Origin of the sequence: Actinomyces sp. Marseille-P3109 (assembly GCF_900323545.1) — a bacterium.
Lineage (GTDB): Bacteria > Actinomycetota > Actinomycetes > Actinomycetales > Actinomycetaceae > Actinomyces.
In genome coordinates, this window is the sequence record NZ_OOHN01000008.1 from 823,298 (window position 1) to 840,506 (window position 17,209).

Here is a 17,209-nt window from a genome sequence, read left to right on the forward strand (position 1 = left end):
CGAACCGGCCAGGGGCAGCCGGCGTCAGTCGGTGACGATCTTGGCGCCGGTCGTGTTCTTGGCCGCGTCGATGGCCCCCAGGTCGGTGACGCTGGGGAAGCCGGCATTGCGCATGACGGCGCTGGCCATCTTGGGCTGGTCGTCGGTGCCGTAGACCTGGTACTGGGCGTTGCGGTCCAGTCCCGAGATCTGGCTGGAGAAGTCACCCGATGAGAAGTCGTAGTTGACGGCCCCCTCCAGGTGCCCCTGCTTGTACTCCTCGGCTGAACGCAGGTCGATGATGACGACGGGGCCGGTAGCCTTCGCGTCTGCCGGGGTGGTGTGGGCGGAGGAGGAGGCGCTGGAGTCGGAGGATCCCGAGCAGCCAGTCAGTGCCAGCGCACCGCAGGAGACAAGCAGGGCAGAGGTGACCAGGGCGCGGATGGGACGTTTCACAGACGGTTCCTTCGGGAGTCATGCGGCTTCATCGAGCCTGGGTGGGATGCTGGATCAGCGTAAGGCTCTGTTCCGGGAGACTCGGGGCAGGAACAAGGTCAGGGCCTCAGAGACGAGGATAAACGGGGTCCGGTGAGAACTGGCAGTGATATTCAGCCAACTGTGGCGTAAATATAATGTCCGCGTCACTGACCGCCGGTCAGTGACGCGGTCTCGTCCTGGAAGAGCAAGGCAACCTCTTTGAGCTTCTCACCGTGCTGGCGAGCGTGGTGGGCGCAGAAGAAGAGCTCGCCGGTCAGCATGACGACTCGGACGTATGCCTGCGCGTCGCAGACGTCGCAACGGTCGGCTGTGGTCAGCGGGCGCTCGTTGGAGTCAGCGGCAGAGGGGGTCTGCTCGTCCAGGGTGGTCACCGCCTGTGCGGCGGTCGGGGTTCCGGTTGTGCTCATGGTTCGCATTGCATCATGGCGCGGGCGCTTCCGACCGTCCGAAAGAGTCGTTTCCGCCTGAGGCGCACGCACTTTCGCCCACGGCGCACCGCCGTCATGGCGCACCTCACCGTGGGGCCGACCGATCGGGTGAATGCTGGGGGCGGTATCGGCGGGTTGTCAACGCACAGAAATCGGAAGAGGAGCAGTCGCAATGTCGGTGCAGGAGTTCCGCGACCACGAGATCTCGCGCCTGGAGCGCTCGAGCTGGGCGACCAACACGGCCCTTCGCCAGGCGCTGAAGGCCGCGGGCCTGCGGCCGCCCGCCCAGGTGGTGGCCGAGTGCCTGGATGAGGGCACGGGCGGCAGAGGCAGCGCCGGTAGCCGCTGGGAGCGGGCTGAGCGTGCGGTGGCCCGTCTGCGCGAGCACTTCGCCTCCTTCCGTTTCGCCGATGGCGTCGACTACGGGCTGCTGGCGATCCCAGCAATCGACCGGCTCGACACCCGCGGCGCCATGGACCCTCGCATCCGCCGCGGCCAGCAGCCGGACCTGGTTGAGGACCTCGTCGACCCCGCCCTGGGGGAGGGAGCCGACCTCGCTGACCTCGACGGGCTCACACTGGGCCGGGACGGCTGGACGATACTGGCCGGCGTCGTCGGCCAGTACGGGATCTCAGCAGGAAGCCACGAGGACGTCGTCGCAGCCCCCGCGGAGCGCTTCGAGGTCGACGGCGTCGACACTCGCGCCCTCATGACCCGCCAGGTCTGGGGCGCCCGCCTGCTGCAGTGCCCGCCCGGCCTCGTCCCCGACTCCGACTACGCCGAGCGGTGGACCTTTACCCTCTTCCCGGCCGAAGGGCTGGTGAACGGGCGAGCCGTCTCGGGCACCGTGCTCAAGAGGCGAGTGCGCTTCCGGCTGGGTAAGGCGGGCCGCGGGATCGGCAGCGCCAGAGTGGCTCCCGCCCTCCCGCTTGAGTGGGCGTCTCGATGACGCCATGGGACCCAGCGGTTGCATGACGCATGACGCCACACGCCTCCCGGCGGCGGGGCGCGAGGCGCGGGCGGCGCTGATCGGCTAGATTCCCGGCGTGCCCTCATCCGAGAACAAGACCAGCCGGGGCGACTACTCAGCCCGCCACCTCTCCGTTCTGGAGGGGCTGGAGGCCGTGCGCAAGCGCCCGGGAATGTACATCGGCTCCACCGACCAGCGCGGGCTCATGCACTGCGTGTGGGAGATCATCGACAACGCCGTCGACGAGGCCCTCGAGGGGCACGGCGACGACATCTCAGTGACTGTCCACGACGACGGCTCCATCGAGGTGCGTGACAACGGGCGTGGCGTGCCCGTCGACATCGAGCCCTCCTCCGGCCTGACCGGCGTCGAGCTCGTCTACACCAAGCTGCACGCCGGTGGGAAGTTCGGCGGCGGCTCCTACGGCGCCGCCGGCGGCCTGCACGGCGTGGGCGCCTCCGTCGTCAACGCCCTGGCCGAGCGCATGGACGTGGAGGTGGACCGCGGCGGCAAGACCTACGCCATGAGCTTCCACCGCGGCGAGCCCGGCATCTTCGACGACTCCGCCGGGCGCAGCCCCTCCTCACCCTTCACCGAGTTCACCAAGGCCTCCGAGCTGCGCGTCATCGGCAAGGTGCGCCGCGGCGTGACCGGCACCCGGGTGCGCTACTGGGCAGACCCCCAGATCTTCCCCCGGCCCACCGAGTACGACGCCGCCGCCCTGCGCGCCCGGCTGCGCCAGACCAGCTTCCTCGTCCCCGGACTCACCCTGCGCCTGGAGGACCGGCGCCCCGAGGCCGAGGCCATCGCCGCCTCCAACACGCCCGCCGCCGACGCCGGCGAGACCGACGACGCCGTCCACGAGGTCACCCTGCGGGCAGCAGCCAAGAACGCGACCGAGAACCGCGGCGACCTGTTCGACACCAGCGCCGACAAGGGCATCGAGGTCTTCCAGGCCCTGGGCGGCACTGCCGACTTCGTCGACTTCCTGGCCTCCGACGGCTCGGTGACCGACACCTTCCGTCTCACCGGCGAGGGCACCTACACCGAGACCGTCCAGCAGCTCGACCGCGCCACTGGGCACCTGCGGCCCGTGGAGGTCGAGCGCAACTGCATGGTCGATGTCGCCCTGCGCTGGGGGATCGGGTACGAGACCACCGAGCGCTCCTTCGTCAACATCATCGCCACCCCCATGGGCGGCACCCACCTGACCGGCTTCGAGCAGGCCCTCACCAGGGTGCTGCGCAAGCGCATCGAGGCCGACTCCCGGGCCCTGAAGATCACCTCCAAGGACGGCCGGGTCGAGAAGGACGACATCATGGCGGGCCTGACCGCCGTCATCACCGTGCGCGTTCCCGAGCCCCAGTTCGAGGGTCAGACCAAGGAGGTCCTGGGCACCGGCCCCGTGCGCCAGATCGTCTCCAAGGTGGTCGAGCGCGAGCTCACCGCCCTGCTGACCTCCTCCAAACGGGACCTCAAGACCCAGGCGCGCGCCCTGGAGGAGAAGATCGTCGGCGAGATGCGCGCCCGCGTCTCGGCGCGCCTGCACAAGGAGATCACCCGCCGCAAGACCGCCCTGGAGACCTCCTCCCTGCCCGCCAAGCTCGCCGACTGCCGCAGCGACGACGTCGCCGCCTCCGAGCTGTTCATCGTCGAGGGTGACTCCGCCCTGGGGACCGCCAAGAACGCCCGCAACTCCGAGTTCCAGGCCCTCCTGCCGATCCGCGGCAAGATCCTCAACGTGCAGAAGGCCTCCCAGGCCGACATGCTGCGCAACGTCGAGTGCTCGGCCATCATCCAGGTGGTCGGCGCCGGCAGCGGACGCACCTTCGACCTCGAGGCAGCCCGCTACGGCAAGGTCATCCTCATGACCGACGCCGACGTCGACGGCGCCCACATCCGCACCCTCCTGCTGACCCTCTTCTTCCGCTACATGCGCCCCATGATCGAGGCGGGGCGGGTCTTCGCCGCCGTCCCGCCCCTGCACCGCATCGAGGTCTCCGGCTCGGGACGGCGCAAGAAGGAGATCATCTACACCTACTCCGACGACGAGCTCGTCACCACCCTGCGCCGCCTGGAGCGCTCGGGGCGCAGCTTCAAGGAGCCCCAGCGCTACAAGGGCCTGGGGGAGATGGACGCCCACCAGCTCGCCGAGACCACCATGGAGCCCCAGCACCGTACCCTGCGGCGTATCACGCTGGGGGACGAGGCCCAGGTCATGGAGGCCGAGTCCGTCTTCGAGCTTCTCATGGGCTCGTCGGTCGAGCCCCGCCGCGACTTCATCGTCGAGGGCGCCCGTGACGTTGATCGCGAGCGCATTGACGCCTGACAGAAGCGTCAATTGTTGGCGAATCCTTAAGGTAACCTCGGTAGCCTTCGCGTCACGGTCCCCGGGGCCGAGTCGCAGCACTGTCGGTTCGTACTCATGAGGGAGGTGCGCTTATGCCACCCGGTTACGGCACTCGTCGGGCAGGCTCCTCGCCGTGGCCCATCCTGCGCCCCGGGCCCCGCTCGTCCCTGTCGCGCGAGCTGTCCTGGCGCCCCCTGGGCCCCGAGGACAACCACGAGCTGGCCGAGCTCATCGCTCGGGCCGAGGCTGTCGACAACCCTCCCTACCGCACCAGCGAGCAGGAGACGGCCGAGTACTTCCTCGACCCCACCTACTCCGGGGTCGCCGGCCGCGACGACGACGGCGTCATGCGCGCCTTCGGCCTGGTGCGGCTGCGGCCGGCCGGAGAGATCTACGCCTCCATGACCGGCACCGTGGACCCTGCCGTGCGCAAGCGCGGCATCGGCCGCGCCCTCCTGCACTGGCAGGCCGAGCGGGCCCGTCATCTCGTGGGCGCCGAGCGGGCCGGTTCCGTCCCGGGCAAAGGCTCGACCCAGGTTCCCGCGCACGTGGTCACCACCGTCATGGAGGACGACGAGCGCATGCAGGGACACCTCAAGGACATGGGGTTTAAGCCGATGCGCTGGTACCGCGAGGTGCGCCGCTTCCTGGGCGACGAGATCCCCGAGGTGGACCTGGACGGGTTCATCACCATCGACCCCTGGACCCCGGAGATCGACGACGACGTCCGCCGCGCCTACAACCAGGCCATGGCCGAGACCTGGAAGGCAGAGAACATCACCCCCGAGGACTGGACCGCCGGCAGCGCCTACTTCGCCCCCCAGTGGAGCTTCGTGGCCATGGACCGCTCCGGTGACCGCGCCCGCGTCGCCGGATACCTGCGCTCGGGCCGCTACGAGCAGGACTGGGAGGCCCTGGGCTGGCGCGAGGGATACACCGACGTGCTCGGGGTCTTGAGCGACTACCGCCACCGCCAGATCGGGCCCGCACTCCTGGTGGCCGCCATGCGCGCCTACGCGGCCGACGGCATGGAGTACGCCGCCGCCGGCGTCGACACCGACAACCCCAGCGGCGCCGTCGACCTGTACGAGTCCCTGGGCTACGTGCCCACCCGCGGAACCATCCTCTACGCCCTCGACGTCTGAGCAGCGCCCGGCGAGCGCCTGTGACGGCCAGGGACCGCTCAGGCGCGCTGGTGGGCCACGACACCGGCCACGATCGTGGCCAGGGGGCGAACCCGCGCCAGCTCACCGGCCCCAAGACGCACGGGGTCCTCGGCCAGGAGCACCAGGTCGGCCGGCGAGCCCACCGCCACCGGGCCGGCCCCGTTGACGCTGGCCGCCAGGGCCTCCTCAGCCGTGAGCCGCTGGTCCGGCGACCACACCGATCCGTCCGGCGTCCTGCGACCCACCGCTGCCGACATCGCCAGCCACGGGTCCAGTGGTGCCACTGGCGCGTCCGATCCCAGCTGCAGCAGGGCCCCGGCGGCCACCATGTCCGCGAAGGCGTAGGTGCGCTTCTCCAGTCCCGGCCACACCCTGCCCACGGCGGCCCAGTCGTCAACGAGGTGGGCTGGCTGAACCGACAGCTCGATGCCGCCCCCCACCAGGCGCCTGAGGGCCCCGTCGGGCTCATCGAGGGCGTCGGCCGGCAGCAGCTGGGCGTGCTCCAGGCGCCCGGTGGCCCCCGAGTGCGCGAAGGCGGCGGCGACGTCGTCGACGGCCGCGTCCCCGATGGCGTGGATGGCCATCTCATAGCCCTGCTGCCCGGCCCGGGTCATGAGGTCGGTGAGCTCGGCCCGGTTGATGTTGACTACGCCGTGGGGGTGGTCCAGCCCCAGCTCGGCCGGGTAGGGCTCGCACATGTGTGCGCTGCCCGACCCCATCGACCCGTCGGCGATGACCTTGAGTGGTCCCTGGACCAGCGCCGGGGAGCCGTCGGCCAGGTGCGGTGAGCCCGGCAGCTCGACGCCGGTGCGCAGGCCCCGGGCGATCCAGCGTTCCAGCTTGTCGCGGTAGACCGCGACCCGGATGCGGGGCAGCGCCGCCGGGGGGACGCCCTGGGCCGCCATGGCCTGGAGGCGCCTCGGCCAGTCGTCGGGGTCCTCCGACCAGCTCATGTCGACCACGCCGGTGATGCCCCGGGCCAGCATGTCGCTCAAAACCTGCCGGTAGCCGGACTCGCGCAGCTCACGCGTGCCCGGGACCTCGTCGAGGCGGTCAAGCAGGGCGAACCACGGATCCTCCTTCATCGGCGCCCCTGGATCCTGGACGCTGGCCTCCGGCAGGCCGAAGACGCGCAGCGCCGCCGAGTTCAGCCACCCGGAGTGCACGTCCCCCGAGATGAGCAGCGTGGGGACATCGCCGGTGACGGCATCGAGCTCGGCCACGGTGGGGACCCGGGGCCAGTTGGACAGGCGGTGCCCGAAGCCCTGGATCGTGACCGGCCGCGAACCCGCCGGTAGATCCCGCAGCGCCCGGGCCACCAGCTCCAGGGCCTCCTCGGCGCTGCGGGTGGCCAACGTGTCGATGCGTGCTGAGCGCGCCGCCTCCATGTCCAGGTGGGCGTGGGCATCCCACAGGCCGGGGATCAGGAAGGCGCCACCGGTCTCAAGCGCCTGTGCCCCGGCACCGCCGAGGTCCTGCCCCACCTCGACGACGCGGCCGGCCTCCACGCGCACGTCGACGGGATCACCCGGGCGGGGCGGCGCATCCAGGGAGCCCGGACCTGAACCGCCACAGCGGAGCCCGCTCAGTTCGGTGCGGGAGCGGAAGGGGACGATGCGCACGTCCCTGAGCAGCAGGTCTGCGGACGGTCGATCAGCCATGGGCCACTTTAGGCACATCCAACCTGTTCACGGGCGGGTTTCCGGGGTGCCCCGCCCAGGTCCGACCTACTCAGCCGATTCCGACGATGGGGGAGGGCAGCGGCGAGCCGGAGCCGTCACGACGCTCATCGGCCTCAGGCAGGGTGACCGGTCCGCCTCCCTCGCGCAGCGCCCGCGCCGGGGCCACACCCACCCAGGCGGCCACGAGCCCGTCCTCACCGCGCAGGAAGCGGTGGGACCGAACCCCACCCGTGGCCCGCCCCTTGGCCGGGTAGCGGTCCAACGGCGTCACCTTGACGCTGCCGCCGCCGGTGCCCGGCAGCGAGCCCTCGGACCCGGCCACCGTCACCACCACCGCCTCGGCCAGGAGATCCTCGGGAACCGCCGCACCGGCGATCACCCGGGCGCCCTCGCGCAGCGAGATGCCCGCCATGCCACCGGCGCCCCGGCCCTGGGGGCGCACCTTAGTGGCCTGGAACCGCAGCAGCTGGGCGTCAGAGGCCACCATGGCCAGGAAGTCCGTGTCAGCCGCCGTTCCGGCGAAGACCACCCGGTCGCCGTCGGACAGGGAGATGACCTCCCAGCTCTCGGCGTTCCTGGGCCCATCACCGGGCTTGACCCGCTTCACGACGCCGCCGGCCGTGATCAGGGCGATCGGTGCGTGCTCGGCCGAGTCCACCGGGACCAGGCCCACCACCTTCTCCTCAGGATCGATGTCCACCAGCTGGCGGACCGGGGTGGCGCCGGCCAGGCCCGGGGCGCCCTCGGTGCGGGGCATCTCGGTGGTGGAGACGACGTCGAGCAGCACCAGGCGGCCGGTATCCGTGACCGCGCCGACGCGCCCCCGCGCCGTGGTGGCCACCTGGGAGGTCAGGGCGTCGTGGGGCTGGCGCCCACCGGTGCGGGCGACCGGCTCGGCGCCGGGGGTGCGCGCCACCAGGCCAGTGGCTGACAGCATCACCCGGCACGGGTCGTCGGGGACGGTGAGCGGAACCGGGGACGAGCTCGGCATGAGCGTCATCGGCTGAGCGGACGCGCCGGCCCGCTTCGCCACCCCGCCGGAGGAGGCGGAGGCGTCGTCCGGAGTCGCAGCGCTGGCGGCCGACGACGTCACGCGCTCACCGGAGGCCTCCAGCAGCACCGTGCGTCTCGGCGTGCCGAACTGCTCGGCCACGGCCGCCAGCTCGCGGGAGACCACGCGGCGCAGCAGGACGTCGTCGGCCAGGATCGCCTCGAGGGCCTCAATCTCCCGGGCCAGCTCGTCGCGCTCCTTCTCCAGCTCGATGACCGAGAACTTCGTGAGCCGGCGCAGCTGGAGCTCGAGGATGTAGCTGGCCTGCGGCTCGGTGAGGTCGAAGACCTGCATGAGCCGGGTGCGCGCCGTGGAGGCGTCGTCGGAGGAGCGGATGACGGCGATGACCTCATCGATGTCGAGGATGGCGATGAGCAGACCGTCCACGAGGTGGGCGCGCTCGCGGCGCTTGCCCAGGCGGAACCGGGTGCGCCGGGTCACCACCGTGAGGCGGTGGCTTACGAACACCTCCAGCAGCTCGCGCAGCCCCAGGGTGTGGGGCTGGCCGTCCACGAGGGAGACGTTGTTGATGCCGAAGGAGTCCTCCAGCGGCGTGTGCTTGTAGAGCTGGGCCAGAACGGCCTCGGGGTTGTAGCCGTTCTTGACGCTGATGACCATGCGGGTGCCGTGCCTGCGGTCGGTGAGGTCGGCGACGTCGGTGATGCCCTGGAGCTTCTTGGAGCCCACGGCCTCCTTGATCCGAGTGATGATCTTCTCGGGCCCCACCATGTAGGGCAGCTCGGTGACCACGATGCCCTTGCGGCGCGGTGAGATGGACTCCACGTGGGCGGTGGCGCGCGTGAGGAACTTGCCCCGCCCGGTGCGGTAGGCCTCGCGGATCCCGTCCAGGCCCACGATCATGCCTCCCGCGGGTAGGTCCGGGCCCGGTACGAAGGCCAAGAGGTCCTCCAGGGACGCCTCGGGGTGGGTCAGGAGGTGCCGGGCGGCCGCCACGACCTCCACGAGGTTGTGCGGCGGCATATTCGTGGCCATGCCCACCGCGATTCCGGCCGCGCCGTTGACCAGCAGGTTCGGGAAGGCCGCGGGCAGGACCTCGGGCTCGGTGAGTGTGTAGTCGTAGTTGGGGGCGAAGTCGACCGTGTCCTCGTCCAGGTCCGCCGTCAGTGCCAGCGCCGAGGCGGCCAGACGCGCCTCGGTGTAGCGGGGGGCCGCTGGGCCGTCGTCGAGTGAGCCGAAGTTGCCGTGACCGTCAATGAGCGGCAGACGCATCGTGAAGGGCTGGGCCAGGCGCACCAGCGCCTCGTAGATCGCGGTGTCGCCGTGGGGATGGAGCCGTCCCATGACGTCGCCCACGACTCGTGAGGACTTCACGTGCGGGCGGTCGGGGCGCAGGCCCATGCGGTCCATCTGGAACAGGATGCGGCGCTGAACCGGTTTGAGCCCGTCGCGAGCGTCTGGCAGAGCGCGCGCGTAGATGACGGAGTAGGCGTACTCCAGGAAGCTGGTGCGCATCTCCGTGGACAGGTCGAGGTCGACGATCTCCCCGTCGGTCGGGGGAGGAGTCTGGGTGGAGGCAGACTTCGGCATGGGCGCATTGTCCGAGGAATCGGGCCGAAAACAAACCACGACACCCGGGCGTGACAGGTCAGACGCGCCTGCACGCGGCGGCTGGGCGGCGGCGGAAGGGATCTTCCGCTGACTCATGGCGATGGCACAATGGCGACCATGACGACCCATCCACGCCAGAACTCGGCCGCCAGTCCGGCCGCCGGCTCGACCACCTCTGAGGTGTCGGAGGACGCGGCCGCAGAGCTGGCGCAACAGGTGGAGCTGGCCGGCTACTATCCCGAGCTGGTGCTCGATACACTCCGTCTGGCCGCGGGCGAGGAGGAGATCATCTCCGGCATGGTCCAGGCAGAGACCACGTTCGCCGAGGCCGTCCACCGGCACCTGACTGTCCTGTCCCTGACCCCCACCCGTCTCATCATCGTCCACGTCGACGATGCGCCCCGCGACGACGGCAGTCCCGGCGCCCTGGCCACCAGTGAGGCCGTTCCGCTCAGCCGTATCCGCTCCATGGCCCTGACCCGGGGTGTGTCCGACCCCGCTCAGGACGGCGGCACCTTGACCGAGATGACGATCGCGGTCTCCTGGGGATCGGTGCGTCGCATCGACATGGAGCCGGCCACCTGCGGCGATCCCGACTGTCAGGCCGACCACGGCATGACCGGTGTCTCCGTTCCCGACGACATCGTCATCCGTGTGGCCGCAGGCGTCGAGGGCGCGGCCGCCCTGGCCCGGGCCGAGGCATTCGCCGGTCGGCTCTCGCAGATGACGGCACGCGCCGCCTTCCTGTGACAGCGCCTGCGATGAGCTCCGTCACCTCCGCCGCCGACCCTGCACCGGGCCCTGCCACGGAGCCCGCTCAGGATCCGGCGCTCCGCTATGTCCTGGCGGTCGGAGCGGTCAGCGCCGGGCTGTCCCTGACCGACATCAGCGACACCGGCCTGAGTTCCTCGGTCGTCACCGAGGCTCAGGCCCGTCGCCTCGCCCGCAGCTGGGGGATCGAGCCGGCCGGCGGCCCCGGTGACGGGCCCGGGACCGTCGTCGTCCTCGTGGACGGGCTGGGGCTGGAGATGCTCCGTCAGCGTCGCGGACACACCCCCACCCTGCGCAGATGGCTGGTACAGGGCTACGACGGTGATGGCAGTGATGACAGCAACAGCACGGGGATCCTCACCTGCCGCCCCTCGACGACGGCAGCGGCTCTGACCACGCTGGGGACCTCCGCCCTGCCCGGTACCACCGGAATGGTCGGCTACTCGGTGCTCCGCCCCGGCCTGGGGCCCGCTCTGCCCGCCTCCACGGTCCCCAGCTCCGCACAGGTCCTCAGCCTCATCACCTGGCAGGGCGATGACGCCCCCAGCCCGCGGTCCTGGCAGGACGTGCCCACGATCTTCGAGCGCATCACCGGAGGGAGCGCGGTGAGCATCGGCCCCGCACGTTTCGCCGGCTCGGGCCTGACTGAGGCGGCCCTGCGGGGCGCTGAGCACCGGGGAGCCGACCGCATGGAGGATCGGCCCGGTCTGGCCGCGGGGGCACTGCGCCGCGGAACGCCCTTGGTCTACCTCTATGTCGGCGAGCTGGACCACACCGGTCACAAGCACGGCTGGCGCAGCCCGCAGTGGCTGGCCCAGCTCGAGCGCCTCGACGCCGCCATGGCCGAACTGGCCCGACGGGTCCCCGCCGGCACCCGGATCATCCTGAGTGCCGACCACGGGATGGTCGATACCGACGCCGACCACCGCATCGAGCTGACCGACCACCGTGAGCTTGTGCGCGATGTCGTCGCCGTGGCCGGCGAGCCCCGCCTGACGCACCTGCACGTCGCCGGCGGCAACGCGGACCTGGCCGCTGAGGTGGCGCACCGGTACCGCCAGGTCCTGGGGGAGCGGGCGGCCTGGATCGGGACCCGTGAGCAGGCCGCCGAGCACCTAGGGGCCCTCAGTCCCCGGGCGCACGGGGTCGTCGGCGACGTCGTCGTGGCGATGGCCGGCACCTGGGTGCTCGTCGACCCCCGGGTCCACTCCGAGCCCGCCATCGCCATGCCCGGTGTCCACGGCTCCTTCACGCCCGCCGAGACCCGGGTGCCGCTGCTCGTCACCGAGGCCTGAATGGTCGTCTGACGGGGCTGAGAGAGCTCCCGGGCGCTCAGCTACTCCGGCCTGGCTCCGAAGACGATCTCGTCCCAGGAGGGGACGGACCGGCGTGAGCGACGCCGCGACTTCTTCTTGGTCGGAACCGACCTGGGCATGTCGGGCAGCGCCTCCTGGGTACCCGCCGCCGAGGCCGCCGACGAACCGGGGGAGGCCTTGGCCATGACCTCGGACCGCGAGGGCATGGGAATCTCCGGCACCGGCTCGGTGGGGCTGTCAGCACCCACCGGCGCCTGACGCCCCACCGGTACACGCCCGACGGCGGGACTCGGGGCCGACGGCGCCGCGGACGCAGCGCTCGAGGCCGTCACCAGCCTGGTCCCGGCCGGGTGGTTGCCGGCGTGGCGTCGCCGGCGCTCCGACATGGAGTAGACCTGCGCGCTCAGTTCCGCTGCCTGCTCCAGGGGCTCGTCGGCTGTCTTACTGCCGACCTCGGCACGGCGCTCCTCGATCCCCCGTGCCGGAGGCGAGGGGACCTCGGGGCTCTCCGGGCTGCTGACGTAGTCGATGCCGTGAGGGTCGGTGAAGGCCTCCTTCTCTCCGTGCTCCTCGCCGGAGAAACCACCCACCTCGTCGTCGCGCGGCATCTCGACCTCCACACGTCGGCCCCGGCTGGAGGCCAGGTCGGCCAGCAGCGCGTCGGTGTCGTCCGCAGACATCGCCCCACTGGTGGGACGGGCGTACTCCCGCACGGGCAGCATCCCTGCGGGCATCTCGACGGCCAGGCCGGAATGCTCGCCAGAGGCCGCGGTCGGAGCCGAGACGGCCGACATCGTACCGGTGCCCGGCGAGCCCGCGGTGGCGGGGGAGTGCCCGGAGTGGGCCGACGGTGCCGTGGCCGAGGCTCCGGGCGCCTTCGAGTCCTGATCGAAGACCACCGGGCGTTGGGCCCCGGCTCCGGCCTCCGTGAGCCAGCGCGCCTCATCGTCCAGGGCGTTGACCGCCCGGGCCGTCAGGTCCAGCGACCAGCGGGCCTGCTTCTCCTCGGCGGACTGCACGAAGGTCACCATGATGAGCCAGGGGTCGCGACCCTCGCGCAACGCGTCCCACTCCAGGCTGGAGGGGTCGACGCCGCGCGTGGCCAGCCGGTCCACGACCAGCTCGCCGAGCAGGGGGGAGTCCTTCTCCCAGCCGATACGGCAGGCTTGAGCCTGCGAGACGGCCCACTGGCGTTCCGCGAGCACCGGCCCCTCGAAGCGGCGCACGTGCTCCACGTCCATCCCGGTGCTGATCGCGACCTCGGCGGCGGTGGCGCCGGCGCGCATGTAGGCCTGGAGCTGGCGGGGGCGCAGGGGCGCCGGTCCTTCTGTCGTGGCCCCTGACGGGGGCACGATCGCGCCGCGGTCACGGCGCACCGCGGCGCGTAGGGCGTCGTCGACGACGAGGCTGTAGCGCTCGCCGTCCTCGTCCGTCATGACAATCGTGTCACCGTTGGCACCCAGCAGCTCGAGTTCGACCATGGGCGGGGCCTCCTTCATCCCGACGTCAGCACGATATGCTCCACTGTGCTTCACAGCCTGCCATCCACGGGCGTCAAGCCGTGGGAGGCGCAGCGGTGTGCCACATGTGAAGCACGTGTGAAGACCATTGGATCAAGCACAATCGGGCGCGATGGGGCACACTGCAAGCGAACTGTGTCGTCATGCCGGGCGATTTGGCTTGACGGGCCGCCTGTCGGTGCTATTGTGCGCGTGCCTTTCCGGGACGGATACGCCGATCGTCGTCGCCACGCCAGTGTCTGGACGCGGCTCGACTGCTGTCCCTGGAGGCCACCCGAGAGCCGTCGACAGAAGAGAGTGACGAGGCCATGGCGACCGACTACGACGCCCCGCGCAAGAATGATGACGAGCCCGAGGCTGATTCCATCGAGGAGCTGACCTCGCGGCAGAAGGACCAGTCCTCCGCCGCGATCGAGGAGGACGAGAACGAGGCAGCCGAGGGTTTTGAGCTCCCCGGGGCTGACCTGTCCCGCGAGGAGCTGAGCGTTCACGTCGTTCCTCAGCTCGAGGACGAGTTCACCTGCTCGGAGTGCTTCCTCGTCCACCACCGCAGTCAGCTGGCCTTCGTCGACGAGGCGACCGGCCTGCCGGTGTGCGCCGACTGCGCCGGCTGACGCTGCCACCCAACTCAGGAGATCCCATGGGACTGTTCTCGCGCCGCCGTGACGACGCATCCACTGATTCTGACGAGTTCGCTCTCGAGCGTGACACCGGTGCCGACGTCGACGACCTCGACGAGCCTGCGGCCGCTTCCGGGCCCTGGGACCTGCAGGAACTGCCTGAGGACCAGGAGGACGTGCCCCGCATCGACCTGGGCGCGCTGCAGGTCCCGGCCGTCGACGGCATGCAGCTGCGTATGGAGCAGGCCCCCGACGGCACCATCACCGCCGTCGTCCTCGCGCTGGGCGGCTCTGCGCTCGAGCTGCGGGCCTTCGCCGCACCGCGAACCGCCGGCATCTGGGACGAGCTGCGAGGAGACATCGCCAAGGAGCTCTCCGGAAACGGTGCCCGCTACGAGGAGAGTTACGGCGAATACGGTCCCGAGCTCGTCGCCCACCTGCCCATGCGTGGCCCTGACGGCACGACGACGACCGGCACGATCCGCTTCCTGGGCATCGACGGGCCTCGCTGGTTCCTGCGCGGCGTCCTCCAGGGGCACGCCGCCTCCTCCGAGCAGTCGGCCCAGGCGCTGCGGGAGGTGCTGCGCGGCATCGTCGTCGTGCGCGACGGACAGGCCCGCCCGCCCCGGGAGATCCTGCCTCTTCACGCCCCCGGAGCCGTGGCCGGCCCCGAGGCGGAGGACCTTCCCGGCATCGACCCACTGGCTCCCGGCCCGACCATCGCCGAAGTGCGCTAGATGCCGGCGCTGTCTGCCCGCCTCAAGCGGCTGTCCAAGGTGCTGCGCACCAGCCGCGATCACCTGGACGCCGAGGACGAGGAACGCTCCGCCAGCCGGCGCGGCACTGAACCCATCGGCTCCCTAACGTCCCGCCAGCGCGCCCGCGTCTCCGGCGTCCTGCGAGCGGTCACCTACCGTTCCAGCCAGGACAAGCTCATTCTCGTCGGGCGGCTCTACGACGGCACCGGCAGCATCGACCTGGTGTGGTGGGGTCGACGACGTATCGCAGGCATCACCCCGGGCACCCACCTGATGGTCGAGGGGAGGGTCGCCGACGGCACCCACCGACTGCAGATCCACAACCCCGCCTACCAGCTGCTGGGGCCGGGGCAGTAGCGGCTGGCAGCACGATGCACGGGAAAGGACGCCCAATGAGCACTAACCGGTCCGGTGAGACCGCCCGCACGGGCCTGGGATCGATCGACTCCGAACGCTTCGACGCCATGGCCGCCGTGGGCGGGTGGCGCGGTGTCGTCGAGTCCGTCGTTCCCACCCTCGTGTTCGTCCTCGTCGTGGCCGTGCGGCCCACCGCGCTGGTGCCCGCTCTCGCCGCCTCCCTGACCGTCAGCGCCGTCGGCCTCGCGGCTCGCCTGGTGCAGCGTCAGTCTCTGGCGCAGGTCGTGGGCGGGATCGTGCTGGTCCTCGTATCCGCCCTGTGGGCGTGGCGCAGTGGCGCGGCCTCCAACTTCTACGCCGCCGGCCTCATGATCAACGCGGCCTGGCTGGTCGCCTGCCTGGTCTCCCTGCTCATCGGCTGGCCGATCGTGGGCGCGCTCATGACCCTGTGGCACCGGGTTGCCGACGAGTCCGGCAAGAGCGAGGGCTCTGACGGCTCCGAGGAGCAGGAGGAGACCAACGTTCCCGATGACGTCGGCGCTGCGCGTCCGTCGGCCTGGCGCACCGACCCCGCCCTGCGTCACGTGAAGCTCCGCTACCACGCGGGCACCTGGGTCCTGACGCTGATGTTCGCCCTGCGGCTCGTCGTCGAGGTGCCCCTCTACCTGGCCGGCGAGCAGGCCGTGTCCTACCTGGGGGCCGCCCGTCTCATCCTGGGCGTGCCGCTGTACGCCCTGACCCTGTGGTTCATCTGGCTGCTGGTCGCTCCCAGCCGGATCGCCCGGACCGAGGCGCGCACCGATCAGCGCTGACCAGTGGCCCCGTAACCCCGAGTCCGGTGAACGTGGCCCGGAGTCACACGGTCACGTGAAGATCAGGGGCAGCTCCTCCAGGCCGGACTCGCCCTCGCGTGCCGTGAGGAAGATGAGCTCGTCCCCGCGCTCGAAGCGCTCGTCGCGGTCCGGCGTGATGGGTCGGTAGTCGCGCAGGATCGCCGCCAGCACCGTGTGGGGCGGCAGCTCGATGTCGGTGACGAGCTCACCGATGACCGGTGAGTCCTCCGGCAGAGTCAGTTCGTGCATGGAGGCGCCCGACTGGTGGAAGTGGAAGATGCTCACCAGGCTGCCCACGCTGACGGCCTCCTCCACCAGGGCCGTCATGAAACGCGGGGTCGACACGGCCACGTCCACGCCCCAGGTCTCATCGAAGAGCCACTCGCTCTTGGGGTTGTTGACCCGGGCCACGGTGCGGGGCACCCCGTACTCGGTCTTGGCCAGCAGGGAGATCACCAGGTTGGCCTTGTCGTCCCCGGTGGCGGCCACGATGACGTCGCAGGTCTCGGCTCCGGCGCGTTCCAGCGCATCGATGTCGCAGGCGTCCGCCAGCTGCCAGTCGGCCTCCGGCACCGAGGCGATGCGCATGGCCTCGGCGGACCGGTCGACGAGCGTGACCTCGTGCCCGTGGCTGATGAGCTCGCGGGCGATGGAGCGGCCCACTGATCCGGCTCCGGCAATCACGATCTGCATGGCTCAGGCCTCCTGGGTCGGGGCGTGTGACAGGGCCCGGCGCACCTGGCCGATGCGGTCGGTGCTCACCGCCATGTGCAGGCGGTCGTGCTCCTGGATGACGGTGGTCGCCTCGGGCAGCAGGGCCGTGGCGTCTCGCGAGATCCAAGCGACGCGCACCCCCAGGCGGTACTCGAGCGCCCCGATCGTGGTCCCCACCCACAGCGGGGAGGCGCTGGGTTGGATGAGGGCGACCGTGCCCGAGGGGTCCTCGAGCTCGCGGGCGCTGCTTCCGGGCAGGATGCGGCGCATCATCTGATCGGCTGTCTGACGCACGGTGGCGACCGTGGGGATGCCCAGGCGCTCGTAGACGTCGGCTCGGCGCGAGTCGTAGATGCGGGCCACGACGTTGTCCACCCCGAAGCTCTCCCGCGCCACGCGCGCCGCGACGATGTTCGAGTTGTCCCCGTTGGAGACCGCGACGAAGGCGTAGGCCTCGTCGATGCCGGCCTGCTCCAGTGCGTCGCGGTCGAAGCCGACCCCCTTGACCTTACGGCCGTTGAAGTCCGAGGGCAGACGGCGGAAGGAGTCCGAGGACCGGTCGATGACGGACACCGAGTGCCCCATGCGGTCGAGCTGAACGGCCATGGACGCTCCGACGCGGCCACA

At 70.9% G+C, this 17,209-nt stretch carries 16 protein-coding genes; 9 read left to right on the plus strand and 7 right to left on the minus strand.

Features of this window, described 5'->3' with window-relative positions; all coding sequences use genetic code 11:
- Positions 1 to 24: 24 nt before the first annotated feature.
- Complete coding sequence (locus BQ8008_RS03900) at positions 25 to 435, minus strand: rhodanese-like domain-containing protein (RefSeq protein ID WP_108832891.1); 411 nt, start codon at positions 433 to 435, stop codon at positions 25 to 27.
- A gap of 185 nt (positions 436 to 620) precedes the next feature.
- Positions 621 to 893 carry a DUF7455 domain-containing protein gene (locus tag BQ8008_RS03905; protein WP_199907928.1) on the minus strand — a complete coding sequence of 91 codons (273 nt, stop codon included), beginning with the start codon at positions 891 to 893 and terminating at the stop codon, positions 621 to 623.
- A 184-nt stretch (positions 894 to 1,077) separates the two neighbouring features.
- Here BQ8008_RS03905 and BQ8008_RS03910 point away from each other — a divergent pair, with 184 nt between their 5' ends.
- The 3 genes from BQ8008_RS03910 (at position 1,078) to BQ8008_RS03920 (ending at position 5,370) form a co-directional block, all read left to right on the plus strand.
- Positions 1,078 to 1,854, plus strand: a complete 777-nt coding sequence (locus BQ8008_RS03910) for a hypothetical protein (protein WP_108832892.1) — start codon at positions 1,078 to 1,080, stop codon at positions 1,852 to 1,854.
- Positions 1,855 to 1,951: 97 nt separating this feature from the next.
- Positions 1,952 to 4,204 (plus strand): DNA gyrase/topoisomerase IV subunit B, encoded by a 2,253-nt coding sequence (locus BQ8008_RS03915; RefSeq protein WP_108832893.1) that lies wholly within the window; start codon positions 1,952 to 1,954, stop codon positions 4,202 to 4,204.
- 113 nt (positions 4,205 to 4,317) lie between these two features.
- Entirely contained in the window at positions 4,318 to 5,370 is a 1,053-nt protein-coding gene (locus BQ8008_RS03920; protein WP_108832894.1) for a GNAT family N-acetyltransferase, read from the plus strand.
- 38 nt (positions 5,371 to 5,408) lie between these two features.
- Here the strand turns inward: BQ8008_RS03920 and BQ8008_RS03925 are convergent, their stop codons facing one another.
- Positions 5,409 to 7,052, minus strand: coding sequence for an amidohydrolase (locus BQ8008_RS03925; protein ID WP_108832895.1), 1,644 nt, complete (start codon positions 7,050 to 7,052; stop codon positions 5,409 to 5,411).
- Positions 7,053 to 7,122: 70 nt separating this feature from the next.
- Entirely contained in the window at positions 7,123 to 9,672 is a 2,550-nt protein-coding gene (locus BQ8008_RS03930) for a DNA gyrase/topoisomerase IV subunit A (RefSeq protein ID WP_108832896.1), read from the minus strand.
- A gap of 138 nt (positions 9,673 to 9,810) precedes the next feature.
- Here BQ8008_RS03930 and BQ8008_RS03935 point away from each other — a divergent pair, with 138 nt between their 5' ends.
- Entirely contained in the window at positions 9,811 to 10,443 is a 633-nt protein-coding gene (locus BQ8008_RS03935) for a DUF5998 family protein (protein ID WP_108834644.1), read from the plus strand.
- 11 nt (positions 10,444 to 10,454) lie between these two features.
- Complete coding sequence (locus BQ8008_RS03940; protein ID WP_108832897.1) at positions 10,455 to 11,759, plus strand: alkaline phosphatase family protein; 1,305 nt, start codon at positions 10,455 to 10,457, stop codon at positions 11,757 to 11,759.
- 41 nt (positions 11,760 to 11,800) lie between these two features.
- Here the strand turns inward: BQ8008_RS03940 and sepH are convergent, their stop codons facing one another.
- On the minus strand, positions 11,801 to 13,261 hold the full coding sequence (sepH, locus tag BQ8008_RS03945; RefSeq protein WP_442778214.1) for a septation protein SepH: 1,461 nt from the start codon (positions 13,259 to 13,261) through the stop codon (positions 11,801 to 11,803).
- A gap of 347 nt (positions 13,262 to 13,608) precedes the next feature.
- On the opposite strand from sepH, the gene BQ8008_RS03950 reads away from it, so the two are divergent.
- From BQ8008_RS03950 to BQ8008_RS03965, 4 genes are read left to right on the plus strand one after another with little or no spacing between them, the layout of a single operon-like run.
- Positions 13,609 to 13,914, plus strand: a complete 306-nt coding sequence (locus BQ8008_RS03950; RefSeq protein WP_004565030.1) for a DUF4193 domain-containing protein — start codon at positions 13,609 to 13,611, stop codon at positions 13,912 to 13,914.
- Positions 13,915 to 13,940: 26 nt separating this feature from the next.
- Positions 13,941 to 14,657, plus strand: coding sequence for a DUF3710 domain-containing protein (locus BQ8008_RS03955; RefSeq protein WP_108832899.1), 717 nt, complete (start codon positions 13,941 to 13,943; stop codon positions 14,655 to 14,657).
- Positions 14,658 to 15,035, plus strand: a complete 378-nt coding sequence (locus BQ8008_RS03960) for an OB-fold nucleic acid binding domain-containing protein (RefSeq protein WP_108832900.1) — start codon at positions 14,658 to 14,660, stop codon at positions 15,033 to 15,035. It begins immediately after the preceding gene.
- A gap of 35 nt (positions 15,036 to 15,070) precedes the next feature.
- Positions 15,071 to 15,847 (plus strand): DUF3159 domain-containing protein, encoded by a 777-nt coding sequence (locus BQ8008_RS03965; RefSeq protein ID WP_108832901.1) that lies wholly within the window; start codon positions 15,071 to 15,073, stop codon positions 15,845 to 15,847.
- Between the two features lie 51 nt (positions 15,848 to 15,898).
- On the opposite strand, the gene BQ8008_RS03970 is transcribed toward BQ8008_RS03965, so the two are convergent.
- On the minus strand, positions 15,899 to 16,561 hold the full coding sequence (locus BQ8008_RS03970) for a potassium channel family protein (protein ID WP_108832902.1): 663 nt from the start codon (positions 16,559 to 16,561) through the stop codon (positions 15,899 to 15,901).
- Between the two features lie 3 nt (positions 16,562 to 16,564).
- Positions 16,565 to 17,188: a potassium channel family protein gene (locus tag BQ8008_RS03975; RefSeq protein ID WP_234415445.1), complete on the minus strand. Its 624-nt coding sequence runs from the start codon at positions 17,186 to 17,188 to the stop codon at positions 16,565 to 16,567.
- Between the last annotated feature and the right edge of the window lie 21 nt (positions 17,189 to 17,209).